The following is a 17456-nucleotide window of genomic DNA, read 5'->3' on the forward strand; positions in this document are numbered from 1 at the left end:
GGGCGGCTCGCTCAGCGCAGCAGGCCGCCGGTGGGCCGCGCGGCGGCCTGGGCCTCGGCGCCGAACTCGGCGCTGGCCTGGGCGATCCAGGGGGCCTTGCGCGGCAGCACGGTCTGGGCCAGCCAGCGCTCCAGATCATCGGGCGGCAAGGGCTTGCTGAACAGAAAGCCCTGCATCACCGAGCAGCCCAGGCGGTGCAGCACTTCCATCTGGCGCAGGGTCTCGACGCCCTCGGCAATCACCCGCAGGCCCAGCGAGCGGGCCAGCGCGATGATGGCGGTGACCACGGCCGAGCTCTGCGGCGTGATGCCCAGATCGCGCACAAAGCTGCGGTCGATCTTGACCTCGGAGATCGGCAGCGTGGTCAGATAGGCCAGCGAGCTGTAGCCGGTGCCGAAGTCGTCGATCGAGATCTCGACGCCGACCTCGTTGAGCCGGTGCAGGGCCGGGATCACGTTCTGCAGGTCCTTCATCAGCCCGGTCTCGGTGATTTCCAGCTGGATCGCGCGGTGCGGGATGCCATAGGCGCTGACGCACTGGTGGATGTGCTCGACCAGATCGGAGCGCTCGAATAGCCGGTTCGGCAGGTTCACCGCGATCGAGTCCGAGAAGCCGAAATTCAGCTGCCAGACCTTGGCCTGGCGGGCCGCCTCGCGCAGCGCCCATTCGGACAGCGGCACGATCAGCCCGGTCTCCTCGGCCAGCGGGATGAAGTCGCCCGGCGGCACCAGCACATTGCCGCGCTGCCAGCGCATCAGCGCCTCGGCGCCGACCATGCGGGCCGCGCGCACATCGATCTTGGGCTGGTAGTGCAGCACCAGCTCGCCGCGCTCGATGGCCTTGTGCAGCGCGCTCTCCAGCTCCAGGTTCTCGCGGCCGCGGCCCGAGAGCTGGGGCGTGTAGACGGCCGAGGCATTGCGGCCCTGACTCTTGACCGCATACATCGCGACGTCGGAGTTGCGCAGCAGATCGGCCATGGTCAGGCCGTCGCGCGGATAGATCGCGATGCCGACGCTGGCGGTGACAAAGCACTCCTGGCCGGCGATGAAGATGGGCTCGCGCAAGGCCTCCAGCACCCGCTGCGCGACGCGCTCGGCATCGCGCTCGTCGACCACCTCGGGCAGCAGCGCGACGAACTCGTCGCCGCCCAGGCGGCCGACCGCCTCCAGCGTGCGGTGCGAGCGCCCGCCGACCGACTCCAGCATGCCCTCGATGACCTGGTCCGAGTGCCGCACGCAGCCGCGCAGACGCCGGCCGACCTCGATCAGCAGCTCGTCGCCGGCGGCGTGTCCGAGGGTGTCGTTGATGACCTTGAAGCGGTCCAGATCGATCAGCAGCAGGCCCACCTCATGGCCCATGCGGCGCGCCTGCTCGATCGCGCGCTCGGTGCGCCAGATCAGCTGGCGGCGGTTCGGCAGGCCGGTCAGCGCGTCGAAATTGGCGAGCTGGCGGATCCGGTCCTCGGCCATGCGGCGGTCGGTCACGTCCTGCAGCACGCCGGTATAGCCGCTGGCATTGCCATGCTCGTTGAACTCGGGCTCGGCCTCGATATGGATGACGCGCTGGCGCCCGTCCAGCAGCGTGACCGACAGATCGGTCACCAGCACCGAGTTGTGCGCGATCACATCGCGCAGCAGGTGCAGGAAGAGCTTGCGCTCCTCGCGCGGCACCATGCGCATCGCGCCGATGAAGTCCAGCGCCTCGTGATTGCCCAGGCCGAACACCCGCAGCGCCTCGGCCGCCAGCACAAAGCCGCCCGAGCCGCGGTGCCACTCGAAGCTGCCCATGCGTGCCAGGTCTTGCGCGCGCGCCAGGCGCGCCTTGCTGCGCTCCAGCTCGATGCGGGTGCGCGAGCTGCGCAGGAGATAGCGCAGCCGGCCGGCCAGCAGGCTCCACTGCGGCGACTTGACGAAGAAATCGGTGGCGCCGACCTGGTAGGCGCGGTTGATCGAGGCCTCATCGTCCAGGCCGGTCAGCATCAGCACCGGGGTCGACTCGAAGCCCGGCATCTCGCGCAGGCGGCGGCAGGTGTCGAAGCCGTCGAGCTCGGGCATCATCGCGTCGAGCACGATCACGTCGGGGCTCCACTCGGCCATCATGCGCAGCGCGTCCTCGCCGCCGGTGGCCTCGGTGATGTCAAAGCCGCGCTCGCGCAAGGCGATGGCGGTCAGCAAGAGATTGACCTCGTCGTCGTCCACCAGCAGCACACGCGGCTGCTCGGGCAGGTCATCATCCAGGTTTTGACTCACGGCATTCATCAAGGGTTCGCCAATAACTCGTTCAAAGCCCCACGCACACGCGCCACTTCATCATGCATGCCGTCCAGCAAGATGTCCAAACCTTCTGTTTGACCGTTGCGCGCCATGGTTTCGATATCGGCACAGAGCTTGGAGAGCTTGAGCGCCCCGAGACTGGCCGAGGATGATTTTAGGGTGTGCGTGACATGGCGCACCGCCGCCAGATCGAGGCCGCCGTTGGCGCGCGCCTGGCCCAGCTCGGGCAGCAGCCGCTCCAGCGACTTCATGAAGGCGGCGATGACGCGCTCCAGCAGCTTGTTGCCGCCGCCGGGGTCGAGCTCGCGCAGGCGGGCGATGGCCTGCGGGTCGAGGACGGGCGTGGCGGGAGTGGCGGGAGTGGCGGGGCTCTGAGTAGACATGGTGCTTCCATCGCGCGGCATCAGTGGGTCCTTGGGCTCGGTCGGCGCGGCGTCCTGCTGGACCCTATTGTCAATCGGGAGACGGCGGACCAGCATGTCCTGCAACTGGCCGAGTCGGAAGGGTTTGGGCAAATAGTCATCAAAACCATGGTGGCGCAGCTTCTGCTCATCGCCTTCGAGCGCATTGGCGGTGACCGCGACCACCGGGGTGTCGGACGGACTGACGAAGGCGTGATTCTCGCTGGCGCCGCGCCGAAACAGGCTCAGGGCCTGCATGCCGTCCATGCCGGGCATGTGGATGTCCATCATCACCAGGTCGAATCGCTGTTCGCACAAGGCTTGCAGGCCGCTGGCCGCATCGGCGCAGACCCGCACCCGGCAGCCCAGCCGGGCCAGCATCTCGGCGCTGACCTGCTGGTTGACCGGGTTGTCCTCGACCACCAGCACCAGCGCGCCGGGCCGGCCGCTGGTGTCCGGCGGCAGCCGCAGCGGCAGGCTCAGCGTGAAGCGCGAACCCAGGCCGGGGCTGCTGTCGGCCAGCAGCTCGGCCCCCATCAGCCGGGCCAGCTCGGCGGCCATCGCCAGGCCCAGGCCGGTGCCGCCATGCGGGCGGGCCAGGCTGGCATCGGCCTGGGTGAAGGGCTTGAGCATGGCCGGCAGGGCGGCCGCGCTCATGCCGACGCCGGAGTCGCTGACGCTCCAGCACAGCCGCCCGTCCCGCAGCGCCAGGTCCAGCGTCACCCAGCCGCTGCTGGTGAACTTGAGCGCGTTGACCAGCAACTCGTCGAGCACCTGGCGGATCCGGCCGGCATCGCCGAGCACCTGGGCCGGCAGCCCGGCCGGCTCTTGCAGGTGCTTTTCCAGGCTCAGCCGCAGGCCCTTGGCAGTGGCCTGGGCCTCGAAGGGCTGCAGGCAGTCGCGCGCCAGCTGGGCCGGGTCGAAGGGCAGGCTGTCGATGTCGAGCCGGCCGGCCTGGGCGCTGGCGAAGTCCAGCACGCCGTCGACCAGGCGCAGGAGGTCCTGACCCGAGCGCAGCGCCGCATCGGCATAGACGCGCTGGGCCGGCCTCAGCTCGGTGCCCAGCAGCAGCTCGGTCATGCCCAGCATGCCGTTGAGCGGCGTGCGGATCTCGTGGCTCATATTGGCCATGAACTCGCTCTTGGCCAGGCTGGCGGCCTCGGCCTGATCGCGCGCCTGGGCCAGCTCGCGATGGCGCTGATGCTCGTCGCTGATGTCGGCCAGGATGCCGTAGACCAGGTCCTGGCCGTTGGGGTGGCGCTGCGGGCGGCAGCGCAGCCGCAGCCAGCGCAGGCCCTTGGCCGGATGCTGGATGCGAAGCACCATATCGCTGGCCTCGCCCTGGGCCTGGGCCAGCAGGCGGCGCGCATACAGGGGCCGGTCCTCGGGATGGATGCGCGGCTCGAACAGCCGCGGGCCCTGGCTGAGGTCCACCGTGCTGAGCCCCAAGAGGTCCAGCAGCAGCGGCGAGCTGAAGTGCAGCCGGTCCCAGTCCGGCGTCGTGACGAACAGGCATTCGCTGACGGCCTCGGTGACCTCGCGAAAGCGCGTGTCGCTCTCCTGCAGCGCGCGCTCGAGCTGGCGCTGCTGGCTGCCGTCCTGCAGGCTCAGCACGCCGGCCGGCCGGCGCAGCCCCGACCAGGCGATCAGGCTGCGCTGCAGCTGCAGCCAGCGCGGGCCCAGCGGCGTGTTCAGGCGCAGGCCCTCGCGCGGCGCATGGTGGCCGTTCTCCAGCGCGCGCCAGCGCGGTGCCTGGCACAGCTCGGCCAGCGCGGCCGGCAGCGCCTGTGCGGCGGGCCGCCCCAGCACCTGGCCGCGCCGCAGCCCCAGCAGGCGCTCGGCCTCGCGGTTGATGTGCAGCAGCCGGCCCTGGCCGGTCTCCAGCACCAGCAGGCCTATGGGCAGTTGGTCGGTCAGGGCCTGGACATCGCCCGCTGGCAGCAGCGAGGGCCAGCCCGGTTGTGCGTCGACGTCGTCGGTGTCGGCCTCAAGCAAGGTCATGGTGGGGCGGCGGCGGTTTCATGCTGGCTGTCATGGGGGGCGCACTGCTGTCGGGGGAGGCAGCGCGGGGCAAGGCTCGACTGATCCTGCCTCGGATATCGGCCCGGGACGGACAGACTTGAGTGTTGTTTGGCGGCGATCTTGCCCCTCGGGCGCCTACATACAATGCAGCGCATGAACAGCCTCAGTGACGCTCGCTCCGCCTCGCGCCGCTGGCCATGGATGGGTGCCGCCGCGCTGGCGGCGCTGCTGCTGGCCTGGCTGGCCTGGCCCGATGCGTCGAGCAACGGCCAGTCCTGGCTGCTGCTCGGCGGCGCGCTGGCTCTGGGCCTGCTGCTGCTCACGGTGGCGGCCTTGGGCTGGCATATCGGTGTGCGCCTGACCCGCCAGCGCCTGGGCGAGGTGCTGCGCGAGGCGCGCAGCCAGGCCCAGCTGCTCTCGCAGCTGCAGAGCGACTGGCAGTGGCAGACCGATGCGCAGCACCATCTTGTGCGCTGGCGCGCGCCGCAGGCGGCGCCGGCCTCCAGCTGGGTCGGTGCGGCCGCGACCGAAACCCTGTGGGAGCGTTTCGCGCTGACCGAAGGCGAGGGCCATGCCAGCCTGCTGCAGCGTCTGCAGGAGGAGGCGCCGTTCAACGATGTCGAGGTCAGCGCGCGCCTGGAGAGTGGCGCGGCGGCGCAGTTCTCGGGTCGCTGGCTCTTGCGAGCCCAAGTCTGCCTGGATGGGCAGGGCCGGTTTGCCGGGCATATCGGCACGGCGCGACCGCTGGGCTCGCCGCAGAACTCGCCGCTAAGTTCACCGGTACTGCAGGACCAGCAGGCCGCCGGCCTGCTGGCCGCGCCGGCGCCGCGCGAGGTGTTCGACACCGGCTGGATTCAATCGCTGCCGGGCCCGGCCTGGCTGCTGCGCGGACCGGCCGGCCAGAGCCCGCAGCTGGCGGACCTGAATGCGGCGGCGGCGCAGCTGATGGGTCGGCCGGCCGAGCAGCTGCGCGGCCAGCCCTGGCTGGCCTGTTTGGACGGCCTGCCGGCCGAGATCCGCGAGACCGCGCTGGCGCCCGGCGCGGCCACCGGCCTGGCCTGCGGGCCCTGGTGGCTGTGCCTGTCGCCGGTGCCAGGTCATGCCGGCATGAGCCTGCTGAGCCTGTGGCCGCAGGGCGCGCTGGACACCGTGCCGGCCACCCTGGCGGTCGAGGCGGCCGAGGTCGCGCGGGCCGAGCATGAATCGTTCAGCTATACGGTCTCGCATGATCTGCGTGCGCCGCTGCGGGTGGTCGAGGGCTTTGCCCGCATCCTGAAGGAGGACTACGGCCGCCTGCTGGACCGCATCGGCAACGACCATCTGGACCGGGTGATGGGCGCGGCCACGCGCATGAACAGCATGATCGATGCGCTGCTGTCGCTGACCCAGCTGGCGGCCCAGCCGCTGCAGCGCCAGCCGGTCAATCTGTCGCAGCTGGCCGCGCTGGTGGTGGAGGAGCTGCGCCGGGCCGCGCCGGAGCGCCGCGCGCTGGTGCGCATTCAGCCCGATCTGCTGGTGCAGGGCGATCCGACCCTGCTGCGCATGGTGCTGGAGAACCTGCTCAGCAATGCCTGGAAGTACAGCGGCAAATGCGAGCACACCGAGATCAGCTTCGAGCGCCAGCAGCAGGGCGGCGAGCTGGTCTATATGGTGGCCGACAACGGCGCCGGCTTCGATATGCGTTTCGCCGAGCGCCTGTTCGGCGTGTTCCAGCGCCTGCACAGCGCCAGCGATTTCCAGGGCACCGGCGTCGGCCTGGCCTCGGTGCGCCGCATCGTGCACCGCCATGGCGGCGAGATCTGGGCCGAGTCCGAGGTCGGCCAGGGCGCGCGCTTCTACTTCACCTTGGCACGCTGAGCGTTCAGCGTTCAGCGTCCCGGCAGCGCCAGCAGCTCGACCGCCTCGATCAGGCGCAGCGCCGAATCGGCCAGCGCGCGGCCTTCTGAGTCGGCCAGCTTCTGCAGGCGCACCAGCGCCTCCTGGCGCGACAGCGAGTAGCGGTGCATTAGCACGCCCACCGCCAGCGGCACGACCTGCTCCAGCACCGATTCGAGCGGCAGCAGCGGGCGCAGCGGCGCGGCACTGCGCTCGGGCCGGTTCGCGAACGCGGCCTCGACGGCCGGCACGATCTGATGGATGTCCAGCGGCTTGACCAGATAGGCCACCGCGCCCAGCGCCTTGACCTTGGCCACCGTCTCTTCGTCGGCAAAGGCCGACAGGAACATGAAGGGCAGCTGCAGGTATTCGCGCAGATAGGCGGCGACATCGAAGCCGCTCATGCCTTCCATGCGGATGTCCAGCAGGGCCAGGTCAGGGCGGTGCTCGCGGGCCAGCAGGATGGCGTCGTCGCCGTTGTCGGCGTCGATGACCTCGTAGCCGGCCTGCGCCAAGCCATGGGTCAAGGTGGCCAGCACCAGCCGGTCATCATCGACCACAAGAATCTTGCCCTTCGAACTCACCAGGAAGTCCCCCCGCCCGCGCACCGCGCTGTTTGACGCATTGTCACTCAACTCACAAAGGCGCCATCAGGTTGACACTGGGCGGCAGCAGATCGACCTGACAGACCACCTGATCGCCCGCCTGCTCCAGGCTCAGCTTGGCGCTGCGCCGCGGCAGCAGGGCCCGCACCAGGCCCAGGCCGGACACGCCGCCGGGCACATTGGCCAGCTTGAAGCCCTCGGGCAGATGGCCCTCGTTGACGATGCGCAGGCTAACCCGGTCGGCCTGGCAGACCAGCGCGCAATGCAGGGCCTGCTGGCTGCCGTGCTTGATCGCATTGCTGAGCAGCTCGTTGAGGGTCAGGGCGATCGGGATCGACTCGGCCTCGGGCAGGGCCCAGCGATGCACGTCCTCGGCCAGCGGTCCTTCGATGCTGAGCGCGATCGTGCGTCCCGACATGCGCTGCACCGAGCCGATGATGGCCTCGACCACCTTGCGCACGCGCAAGGGCCCGGTCGAGCCGACCTGCAGGCCGTAGACCTGGGCGATCGCCTGCACCTGGCCGACTGCCTCGCTGATCACGCCCGCCACCTCGGGGCGGCGCGAGGCGATCTGCTGCAGCAGGCCGGCCACGCCTTGCAGATTGTTCTTGATGCGGTGATGCACCTCGCGCACCAGCAGCTCGCGCTGCGCGATCGCAGCGGCCAGGCGCGCCTCCTCGGCCGCGCGGTGCTCGGTCACGTCGCTGGCCACCAGCAGCAGCTGCTCGGGCTCGCTGAGGCCAGCGGCATCGGCCACATCGGCCAGGTGCAGATAGCGGGCGTCCCAGACGCGCGACTCGCCGCGCAGGCTGATGCGGTACTCGCGCTGCGTCACATCGTCGACGCGCAGCGCCGCCTCCATATCGCCGCGGATGATGGCGCCCTGATCGGCGCCGAACATCATCTCGGGGCTGGCGCCGATCAGCTCGGCCTCGCTGCGGCCGGCCAGCGCGGCAGCCGCCTGGTTGATCTGCTCGACCGCCAGGGTCTTGGCGTCGTGCAGGCTGATGGCCAGCGGCGCGGCCTCGATGATGCGGCGCAGCGAGACCTGGGCCTGCAGGGTCTGGGCCTCGGCCTGGCGGCGCCGCTCGATGTCCAGCAGCGCATAGGTCAGCTGGCGGCCGCTGTGCTCGGCGCCGGTCACGACCGCATTGCCGACCACCCAGAACTCGCGCCCGTCGCGCGCCTTCAGCCGGCACTCGAAGGTCTCGGCCTGGCCCTCGGTCAGCTCGTCGAGGTAATGGGTCTGGCGGAAGGGGTGATCGGGGTCAGGAGTTGCCACCATGCTCATCGGCTGGCCGGCAAAGGCGACCAGATCGCCGCCGAACATGCGCCGCGCCGAGCGGTTCATCCACTCGATGCCGCCACGGCCGACGGTGACGATGCCCACCAGCACCGAGTCCAGCACCGCGCGCTCGCGCTCGGTCTGCAGCATCAGTGACTGCTGGGCGCGCCAGCGGTCGTCGACGTTGACATAGGTCGCGATCAGGCCCTCGTCCGGCGCGCCGGGCCGCATCACCCGCTTGCTGACCTGCATCCACAGGCCCGCACCGTCGCGCCGGCGCAGGCGCCGCTCGCCGCGCCATTGGCCGCTGCTGGCCAGCGCCTGGCGCATCGCCTGGTTCTGGCGCTCGTAGTCGAATTCGGAGTCGAACAGCTCGCGGTGGTCCAGGCCGTTGAGCTCGCCGATGCGGTAGCCGCTCATGCTGGCCAGCGCCTCGTTGGCGCGGGCGATCTTGCCCTGGCGCAGGATGGCCATGCCGACATCGGACAGGCTGAACATCAGCTCGCGGTCCTGCACCAGGGTTTCCAGCTCGGCCTGCTGGGCCTTGAGCCGGCTGATGTCGCTGATGACCGCCACAGCCTCGTCGGCCGGGCCCTGCACCTTGCGCAGGCTCAGCGACAGCCAGCGGTCCGAACCGACCTGGACGAACTCGGCCTCGAAGCTCTGGCTGGCGTCCAGCGCCGACAGCGCATCCTGCACCTGCTCGGCCAGGCTGGGCAGGGCCGCGAACAGGCGCGCCACCGGCGTGCCCGGCGCGGTGCCGCTGTCCAGGCCCAGCATCTGCTCGAAGCCGCCATTGCAGCGCAGCAGCTGGGCGCCGCGCAGATAGGCCATGCCGACACCCGAGCTGTCCATGATGGTGGAGAGCTCGCGCAGCAGTTGTTCGTTGCGCCGCTCGGCCTGCTGCTGGGCCGTCACGTCCAGGGTCACGACCGAGGTGGTGCGCTGACCCGAGGCCAGTTTGCCGGGCTCGACCCGGGTCAGCAGCCAGCGCCGGCCCAGCTCGGGATGGCGCACCGCATAGCGCACCTCGACCCGGTCGCCGGTCTTCAGCGCGCGTTGCAGGCGCTCGAACTCGGGCAGCGAATCGGGCTCGACGATGTCGCGGCCCACGCCCTGCAGGCCGGCCAGGCTGTTGCGCTTGCTGCCCTCACCGCTGCCGCCGCCGCTGCGCGGGCGCAGCCAGCCGGCATCCTGCTGGAAGGTGGCCAGGCCGACGCCGGCGGTGTCCATCAGGGCGTCGAGCTGCTGGTGGGCCAGGTCGCGCTCCTGCTCCAGGCTGCGGTCCTCCAGCACCGCCATGAAGCGGCGCTGCGCCTGCGTGGCCGACCAGCTCAGCGGCCGCAGCCGGCCCTGCATCCAGCGCGTGCGGCCCGAGGGGTCGATCAGCACGGCCTGGGTCTGCAGGGTCTGCTGGGCCTGCAGCAGCTCGGGCAGCGGGCGGCCGGCGCTCCAGGCCAGCAGCTGCTGCAGCGCCGGCGCGGCCTCGTGCAGGCTGGCCGGGTTGGCCAGGCTCAGCTCGGCAAAGGCGCTGTTGGCGCGCAAGAGCAGGCCGCTCTCGTCGAACAGCACCATGGGCAGCGGGCTCAGTTCGAACCATTGTTCCATCTCGGTCTGGGCGCGTTCGGCCTGCTCGCGGGCGGCCTGCTCGGCGGTGCGGTCCTGCAGCACATTCAGGCTCAGCTCGGGGGCGTCGGCGGCGCTGAGCCGGTGCTGGGTGCAGCGCATCCAGCGTTCGCGGCCGCTGCCGTCGATCAGCCTGAATTCGTCCGGCATGGCCACCGCGCGCGCCAGCGAGCGGGCCAGGGCCCGGTTCGGCCGCGCCGGGCGCAGGCCGGCGCGGTCGCCCGGCGCCAGCAGCTCGGCCAGCGGCAGACCTTGCAGGGCCGAGGGCTGGCGGCCGCACAGCTCGGCAAAGGCCGCATTGGCGGCCTGCAGGCGCTGCTGGCCGTCGAGCAGATAGGCCGGGAAGGGCGAGGACCAGAAGATATGCACCAGCTCGCGGGCCCAGGCCGCGCCGATCTCGGTGCCCGGCGGATCGGCGGCCGGCGCGGCCGTCGCCGGGCGTTTCAGCGCCTTGACCGGCGGGCTGATAGGCACCACGGCCTGCTGCACCCGGGCGTGCAGCAGCCAGCGGGCCGGATCCTCCTCCTCGGCCTGCAGCGCCAGCAGGCTCAGATGGGCGCGGCCGCCGCCGTTCAGGGCCAGGGCCGGGGTCGGCGGGGCGCGGCGGCCCTGCGCCTGGGCCGCGCTGGCCAGCCGCAGCCAGTCGTGCAGGCGGCCGCCCAGGCTGGCCTGCAGGCCATGGCCGATCACGACATCGAGGTGTTGCTGGGCCGGCGTGTTGGCCTCCAGCACGCACAGCCCGGCGTCCAGCACCAGCACCGGGTCGCTGAGCAAGCCCATCAGGCCGCGCAAGGCGGCCAGGTCCTGGGGCAGCAGCGAGAGCTGGGCGGGTGAGGTGGGCATGGCGCCCGCAGTGTAGCGAGGCCTGCCGCTCACTCCAGCTGGCGGGCCTTGGCCAGCGCGCGCAGCAGCGCGTGGTTGATCTCCTCGGCGCCCAGCATCAGCTGCTCGGCGGCGTGGCGGTAATCGAACACCGACTCGGACTCGATCGCCTGCACCAGATCCAGATAGGGCTTGTAGGGGCCGGTCTGCTCGACCAGGGCCTGGCGCACGCGCTCGGGCACCGGGATCGACTGCAGCAGGCGCGAGAAGGGCTGCTTGAGCATATGGTCCAGCAGCGAGAACAGGCCGCAGATGAACATTTCGTCGCGCGCCTCGGCATCGCCCATGCCCTTGGACAGCTCCTCCAGCAGCAGGCCGCGGCGCAGCGCGCCGTACATCACCGGACGCATGCTGTGGTCCTTGCTGGCCGTCGTCAGCAGCAGGGCCAGCCAGCGCTTCAGGCGGGCAAAGCCCAGCAGCATGATGGCGTGGCGGAACGAGGACACCTCGACCGGCAGGCCGAAGGCCGCCGAGTTCATATAGCGCAAGAGCTTGAAGGCCAGGCTGGGGTCGCGCTTGAGCGTGGCTTCCATCTTGTCGATGTCCTCGCCCTGGTCGACCTGGCTCATCAGCTGGACGATGACCTGCAGATCGGCCTGGATCTCGGTCTTGGCGCTGCCGGCCGGCGCGTCATAGGCGCCCGCCAGCGGCCAGCCCAGCACGCCGACGGCACCGCTGGCGAAGCCGGCCTCGACATCCTCGGCGCCGCGCAGGCCCGAGATCAGCTTGGGCAGTGCGCCGACCGGGGCCGGGTTGCTGCGCTGGTCCTCCAGATCGAGAGCCACGTATTTGAAGCAGGCCTGCAGCTCGGCGGGCAAGTCGTTGAGCGGCCGGCCTTTGAGCAGCAGGGTGTTGCCGTTCTTCTTCAGCGCCAGCAAGGCCTCGGCATGGGCCGGGTCGGTGGCCATGAAGGCCGGCAGCTCCAGCATCAGATTGGCGCTGGGCGGGCTGGCCAGCAGGCCTTGCAAGAGGCTTTCGCTGAGCACATTGAGCACGGCCGGGCCGCCATCGGCGGGCCAGGCCTCGGCCACGGCGGCCAGCAGCTCGCCGGCATCGAGCCGGGCATCGGGGCGCAGCGGGAAGACGGTCAGCCGGGTCGCGGTGACCATGCGCTGCCGGTCGATCATGGGGGCGTAGCCGAGGGCCAGGCTGCCGAGAATGCTGTGGGAGTTGGTGGTCATCGAGGCTCAGAGATTGAGATACTGGAACAGCGACATGCGCTGCACCGAGGCATAGGTCTTCAGGGCCGCATCGTAGCCGGCTTGCTGGTTCTGGAAATCGGAAATGCCCTGGATCATGTCCAGGTCCTCGGCGGCCGACTGCTCGGTCTGGTTATAGAGTTTCAGCGAGCTCATGCGCGACTGGCTGCCGTCCAGATTGTTCAGGCGCTCACCGACTTCGGTGCGCATGTTCTGCATATTGCCGATCACCGAGTCGAGGTCGCGCAGCCGCATCGCATTGGTCTGGGCGATCTGCGTATCGCCGCGCAGCGGCGTGCGCAACTCGGCGATGGTGCCATCCAGCACATCGAACACGCCCAGGCCGACCGCAGACGGCTCGATGCTGAACATATCGCCATCGGCGGCCTGGCCGGTCAGCGTCACGCTGATGCCCTCGAAGTCTATGGTCTTGCCCGAGGCGAAGGGGCCGGTGGCGACGGTCGTGCCATTGGTGATGTCCAGCACCGAGTAGGTGGCCGTGGCGCCGCTGCCGCTGACCTGGACCTGGTAGCTGGCGCCGGTCAGCAGGGCCGGGTTGCTGACGCGGCCGGCATCGATCCAGCTCTTGGCCGGCGGGTTGGTGGGGTCAATGGTATTGGGCTGCACCGCGGTGACGAAGCTGCCATTGCCGCTGCGGGCCTGCTCCCAGGCCATGCGGCCGTCGATGCTCAGCGCGTACTGTTCCAGATTGCCGCTTTGCACCGAACCGGGCGTGCCGATGTAAGTCACGCCGCCGGGCGCGTCGATGAAGGGCGCGCCCTCGGCGCCCTGACCGGCGAAGACAAATCCGCCCGAGCCGTCGGGGCGGTTGGCGATCGACAGCAGCTGGTCGCGCAGCCCGGTGATCTTCTTGGCCAGGCCTTCGCGCTCGGGATCGCTATAGGTGGCATTGCCGGCGGCCACCATGGCCTCGCGGATCTGCTGCAGGATCTCGTTGGCATCGCCCAGCGCCGACTCGCCCAGCGACATATTGTTGCGGCTGGCCTCCAGCGCCCGCTGGTTGGCATCGACCCGCTCGATCGAGGACAGCGCGCGCTCGGCGCGGGCCGCGCCGGTGGGGTCGTCGCTGGCGTACTCGATGCGCTTGCCCGAGGTCAGCTTCTGCTGGCTCTCCTGCATGCTTTGCTGGCGCCGCTGCAGCGTCGAGATGCTGCTGTCGAACATATTGGCGGTACTGACGCGCATGCTGGATTCTCCGAAAGGGACGGCTAGAGGGGGCGGGGCGCGCTTCAGCGCGCCGCGATCCTGAGCAACTCGTCAAAAATGGTCTGGCCGGCCTGCAGCACTTTGGCGGCGGCCTGGTAGCCCTGCTGGTACTGCATCAGCCGCGCGGCTTCCTCATCGAGGTTGACGCCGGCCTGGCTGCTGCGCACCGACTCGGCATTGCTGGCCACGCTGGTGGAGACTTCGGACAGATAGGCCGCGCCCTGCACGCGCGAGCCGATATCGGACATCGCGGTGGCATAGGCGTCGGTCAGCGTCGCGCCGACGCCGTTCTGGCCGCGGCCGATGAAGGCCTCTTTCTGCAGGCCGAGGAAGGCCTGGGCATTGCCGTTGTTGGTGGCGACCGACTTGGTGGGGTCGATATTGACGGTGTCGCCGGCCTTGGGCACGCCGTTGAGCGCGAGACGGAAGCCGAAGTCGCCGGCCGGCAGCGGGTAGTTGCCCATCGCCTCGCCCGGATACCAGGTGCCGTTGACAATGGTGCCGTCGTTCATCGTCATCACATAGTCGACGCCCGGCGGCTTGCTCGGGTCCGTGTTGTTGACGCCCTGGAACACGATGGCCACCGGATACTGGGCCGGCGCGAAATTGCTGTTGGCCACCGACAGCGAGGCGATCGTCGCGGTGCCGGTATTGGTGGTGCCGGTCACGGCGGTGATCGGCGAGGCGGCGGCGATGCCGCTGGGGGCATCGAGTTCGCGCTTCATCGTCACGGCGGCCTGAGCCACCGGCTCCAGCAGGAAGCTGTCGTTCGGGCCCATCGGCGCACCGCCGGCGGTGATCGTGAAGCCGTACTGCTGCTCGATCTGGGTGTCGCTGAGGCTGACGCTGGTGCCACCCGGCCGGGTCGTCATCACATACTGGCCGGGCGCACCACCGGGGTCGGCCTTCAGCACATAGGACTCGGCACGCAGCAGGGTCGCGTCCTTGATCGACAGGCTCAGCGTCGAGGCGAAGCTGCCGTCCGGATTGCGGGCATTGGTGTTCGAGGGCAGCGCGCGTGGCTGGGCGTAGGAGAAGATATTGGAGCCGGCCGTGCCGGACAGATCCAGGCCCAGCTTCTGCTGGCCGTTGACGCGCTCGGCCATCGCGACGGCCATCTGGCCGACCAGGTTGCGGGCGTCCTGCAAATCCTTGTTCTGGTACTTCAGCAAGGCGCTCAGCGAGCCGCCGGTCAGGCTGCTCTCGTCCAGCACGCGGGCGCCGTTGGCCTCGTCGATGCTCAGCTGCACGCGCGAGCCGTCATAGGGATCGGGCGTCAGCGACAGATCCTGGGCCTGCGAGCCCAGCACCAGGCGCTGGCCGCCGCCGATGAAGACGCCGACGGTGCCGTCGCTGGAGGGCAGGGTGCTGAGCTTGACATACTGGCTCAGCTCGGAGATCAGCTGGTCGCGCTTGTCGAGCAGGTCGTTGGAGGTGTGGCCCGAGCCGTTGGCGCGGGCGATCTGGTCATTGGCCGCCGCGATCTGCTTGCTGAGCTGGTTGACGACATCGACATTGGCACGCAGATCGCTGACCACGCCGGCCTGCAGATCGGCCAGCTGCTGGCCGGTGCTGGCGAAGCGCGAGGCCAGCTCATTGGCCCGGCCCAGCACCACCTGGCGGGCCGACAGATCGGAGGGCCGGCTGGAGACGTCGACCATCGCATTGAGGAACTGGTTGGCGGCCTGACCCAGACCGCGCTCGCCCGGGGGGAAGAGCTTCTCCAGCTGGATCAGCTGGGTGGCGTGGGTGGCGTCCATGAAGGCCACCGACTTGCTGCCGGCCGCCTCCTTGCTGAGGAACTCGTTGTGGGCGCGCGTGACGGTCTGGACATTGACGCCCTTGCCGAAGTAGCCCGAGCCGGTGAACTGGCCTTCGGGGGTGGTCAGCGTGACGCTCTGGCGCGAGTAGCCGGGCGTGTTGGCATTGGCGATGTTCTGGCCAATGGTCTGCAGCGCGGCCTGGTTGGCGAACATGGCGCGCATGCCCAGCGATAACAGTGCGGAGGTTCCCATGGCTTGACTCTCTTCTTACGCTGGTAGGCGCATCAGGCCAGCGCGCGCTGCACGCGCACGGTGGTGTTGATGACACGGGCCAGCTTGCTGGCGTAGTCGGGATCGGTGGCGTAGCCGGCCTTCTGCAGGCCGCGAGCGAAACCTTCGGCAGTGTCGGCCTTGGCGACCACATCCTTGTAGCGGGCGTTGGTGCCGATCAGGCGTGCATAGTCCTTGAACGAGTCCTCGTAGCTGTCGTAGGCGCGGAACTTGGCCATCACCTTCTGCGGCTTGCCGTTGATGTATTCGGTAGTTTGCACCTCGGCGACCTTGCCGGTCCAGCCGGCGGTGGCCTTGATGCCGAAGACGTTGAAGGACGGCGTGCCGTCCTTGCCGGTGATCTCGCGCTTGCCCCAGCCCGATTCGTGGGCGGCCTGGGCGATCATGAAGCTGGCCGGGATGCCGGTCTGCTGCTCGGCGGCCTTGGCGGCGTCATCGTGCTTCTGGATGAAGCCCTGCACATGGGGGGCGATGTTCTTCTTGGCCAGCGCCGGCAGCGGCTGCAGCGGCTTGGCGGGCTCGGCGGCCACGCCCATCTGGCGCTGCAGCTGGCGCGTGATCGCGTCGGTCAGGCCGCCGGGCAGACCGGTCATCTTGCCGGCGAACTGGGTGTCCAGCATCTCGGTGCCCAGCTGGGTGGCCGAGTTCTCCAGCATGCCCGAGGACAGCGTCGAGGCGCGCATGCTCTTCATCACTTCCTGCATGAACAGCGATTCGAACTGCTTGGCGGTCTCGCGGATGCTGGCCTTGGGGTCGCGCGCGGCGGCCGCGCGCAGCGACTCGATGCTGCGGTTGTCGCTGACCGAACCGGCGCTGCTGCGGGTGCTCAGGGGCAGGGGATTGAAAGACATCTCAAATCACCTCCAGCTCGGCGGTGATCGCGCCGGCGCTCTTCATCGCTTGCAAAATCGCCAGCAGATCCTGGGGCGTGGCGCCCAGCGCGTTCAGCGCCTTCACCACCTCGGACAGCTGGGCCCCGGCCGGCAGCTGAATCAGCGCGCCGGGGGCCTGGTTGATCGCGATATCGGTCTTCTGGGCCACCACGGTCTGGCCGCCCGACAGGGCGTTGGGCTGGCTGATCACCGGGGTCGAGCTGATCGTGACCGACAGATTGCCATGGGCCACCGCACAGGCGGCCAGCGTGACGGCCTGGTTCATCACGACCGAACCGGTGCGGGCATTGATGACGACGCGGGCGGCCGGCACGGCCAGATCCAGCGGCAGGTTTTCCATATCGGCCAGGAAGCTGACGCGCTCATCCGGATTGCTGGGGGCGCGCACGCGCACGACCCGGCCGTCAAGGGCCTGGGCGGTGCCCGGGCCCTTGGCGCGGTTGATCGCGGCGGCCACCGCGCGGGCGGTGGTGTAGTCGATCGCGTTCAGGTCGAGCTGGATGAAGTCGCCGGTCTGCAGCGCGGTCGGCACCGAACGCTCGACCAGGGCGCCGCCCGGGATGCGGCCGGCACTCAGATGATTGATCTGCACCTTGGAGCCGCCGGCCGAGGCGCCGGCGCCGCCGACCACCAGATTGCCCTGGGCGATCGCATAGACCTGGCCATCGGCGCCGCGCAAGGGCGTGGCGATCAGCGTGCCGCCGCGCAGGCTCTTGGAATTGCCGATCGAGGAGACCGCGATGTCCAGTGGCTGGCCCGGTTGGGCGAAAGCCGGCAGCTGGGCGGTCACCATCACGGCGGCGATATTGCGGGGCTGCATGGTCACGCCCGGCGGCAGGATCACGCCGAACTGCTGCAGCATCGCGGCCAGGCTCTGGCCGGTGAAGGGGGCTTGGGTGGTCTGGTCGCCGGTGCCGTCCAGACCGACGACAAGTCCGTAGCCACTCAATGGATTGCTGCGCACGCCGGCCACGGCGGCCACTTCCTTGATGCGGGCCGCCTCGGCCGGGCCAACCAGCAGCGCAGCCATCAGCAATGGCAGCAGCGCGAGCAGCGGCTTGAAGGGGGTCAGGAAGAGGGTTTGCATGGCGGTCGCATCAAAGACTTATGCGAC

Annotated in this window: 10 protein-coding genes; 1 reads left to right on the top strand and 9 read right to left on the bottom strand. The window is 69.7% G+C overall.

Going from position 1 to position 17456, the window contains the following annotated elements:
- Nucleotides 1-11 precede the first annotated feature (11 nt).
- Together ABGI63_RS22300 and ABGI63_RS22305 are read right to left on the bottom strand one after the other, a co-directional pair.
- Complete coding sequence (locus tag ABGI63_RS22300) at nucleotides 12-2249, bottom strand: putative bifunctional diguanylate cyclase/phosphodiesterase (protein WP_349744721.1); 2238 nt, start codon at nucleotides 2247-2249, stop codon at nucleotides 12-14.
- Nucleotides 2250-2257: 8 nt separating this feature from the next.
- A complete protein-coding gene (locus tag ABGI63_RS22305; RefSeq protein ID WP_349744723.1) occupies nucleotides 2258-4675 on the bottom strand; it encodes a response regulator in 2418 nt (805 codons plus the stop codon).
- Between the two features lie 174 nt (nucleotides 4676-4849).
- Between ABGI63_RS22305 and ABGI63_RS22310 the strand changes: the two genes are divergently transcribed.
- Nucleotides 4850-6553, top strand: coding sequence for a sensor histidine kinase (locus ABGI63_RS22310; protein ID WP_349744724.1), 1704 nt, complete (start codon nucleotides 4850-4852; stop codon nucleotides 6551-6553).
- Between the two features lie 11 nt (nucleotides 6554-6564).
- Here ABGI63_RS22310 and ABGI63_RS22315 read toward each other — a convergent pair whose 3' ends face one another.
- Genes ABGI63_RS22315 through ABGI63_RS22345 form a run of 7 tightly spaced genes read right to left on the bottom strand, consistent with a single transcriptional unit; the run spans nucleotide 6565 to nucleotide 17429 of the window.
- Nucleotides 6565-7155 carry an ANTAR domain-containing response regulator gene (locus ABGI63_RS22315; protein WP_349744726.1) on the bottom strand — a complete coding sequence of 197 codons (591 nt, stop codon included), beginning with the start codon at nucleotides 7153-7155 and terminating at the stop codon, nucleotides 6565-6567.
- 52 nt (nucleotides 7156-7207) lie between these two features.
- Entirely contained in the window at nucleotides 7208-10930 is a 3723-nt protein-coding gene (locus ABGI63_RS22320; protein ID WP_349744727.1) for a PAS domain S-box protein, read from the bottom strand.
- Nucleotides 10931-10959: 29 nt separating this feature from the next.
- The gene (locus ABGI63_RS22325; protein ID WP_349744728.1) at nucleotides 10960-12150 is read right to left on the bottom strand and encodes an EAL and HDOD domain-containing protein; all 1191 of its coding nucleotides are present in this window, start codon (nucleotides 12148-12150) and stop codon (nucleotides 10960-10962) included.
- A 6-nt stretch (nucleotides 12151-12156) separates the two neighbouring features.
- Entirely contained in the window at nucleotides 12157-13374 is a 1218-nt protein-coding gene (gene flgL / locus ABGI63_RS22330; protein ID WP_349744729.1) for a flagellar hook-associated protein FlgL, read from the bottom strand.
- Between the two features lie 44 nt (nucleotides 13375-13418).
- The gene (gene flgK, locus ABGI63_RS22335) at nucleotides 13419-15410 is read right to left on the bottom strand and encodes a flagellar hook-associated protein FlgK (protein WP_349744730.1); all 1992 of its coding nucleotides are present in this window, start codon (nucleotides 15408-15410) and stop codon (nucleotides 13419-13421) included.
- A gap of 32 nt (nucleotides 15411-15442) precedes the next feature.
- Nucleotides 15443-16300, bottom strand: a complete 858-nt coding sequence (gene flgJ / locus ABGI63_RS22340) for a flagellar assembly peptidoglycan hydrolase FlgJ (RefSeq protein ID WP_137943262.1) — start codon at nucleotides 16298-16300, stop codon at nucleotides 15443-15445.
- Between the two features lies 1 nt (nucleotide 16301).
- On the bottom strand, nucleotides 16302-17429 hold the full coding sequence (locus tag ABGI63_RS22345) for a flagellar basal body P-ring protein FlgI (protein WP_432767460.1): 1128 nt from the start codon (nucleotides 17427-17429) through the stop codon (nucleotides 16302-16304).
- Nucleotides 17430-17456: the final 27 nt, after the last annotated feature.

The sequence above is a fragment of the Roseateles cavernae genome (genome assembly GCF_040187885.1).
Classification (GTDB): Bacteria; Pseudomonadota; Gammaproteobacteria; order Burkholderiales; family Burkholderiaceae_C; genus Roseateles_E; species Roseateles_E cavernae.

Coding starts and splice junctions, on each gene's coding strand:
- ABGI63_RS22310 (WP_349744724.1), top strand. CDS start 4,850: ATGAACAGCCTCAGTGACGCTCGCTCCGCCTCGCGCCGCTGGCCATGG.
- ABGI63_RS22305 (WP_349744723.1), bottom strand. CDS start 4,675: ATGACCTTGCTTGAGGCCGACACCGACGACGTCGACGCACAACCGGGC.
- flgJ (WP_137943262.1), bottom strand. CDS start 16,300: ATGTCTTTCAATCCCCTGCCCCTGAGCACCCGCAGCAGCGCCGGTTCG.
- flgL (WP_349744729.1), bottom strand. CDS start 13,374: ATGCGCGTCAGTACCGCCAATATGTTCGACAGCAGCATCTCGACGCTG.
- ABGI63_RS22320 (WP_349744727.1), bottom strand. CDS start 10,930: ATGCCCACCTCACCCGCCCAGCTCTCGCTGCTGCCCCAGGACCTGGCC.
- ABGI63_RS22345 (WP_432767460.1), bottom strand. CDS start 17,429: ATGCAAACCCTCTTCCTGACCCCCTTCAAGCCGCTGCTCGCGCTGCTG.
- flgK (WP_349744730.1), bottom strand. CDS start 15,410: ATGGGAACCTCCGCACTGTTATCGCTGGGCATGCGCGCCATGTTCGCC.
- ABGI63_RS22325 (WP_349744728.1), bottom strand. CDS start 12,150: ATGACCACCAACTCCCACAGCATTCTCGGCAGCCTGGCCCTCGGCTAC.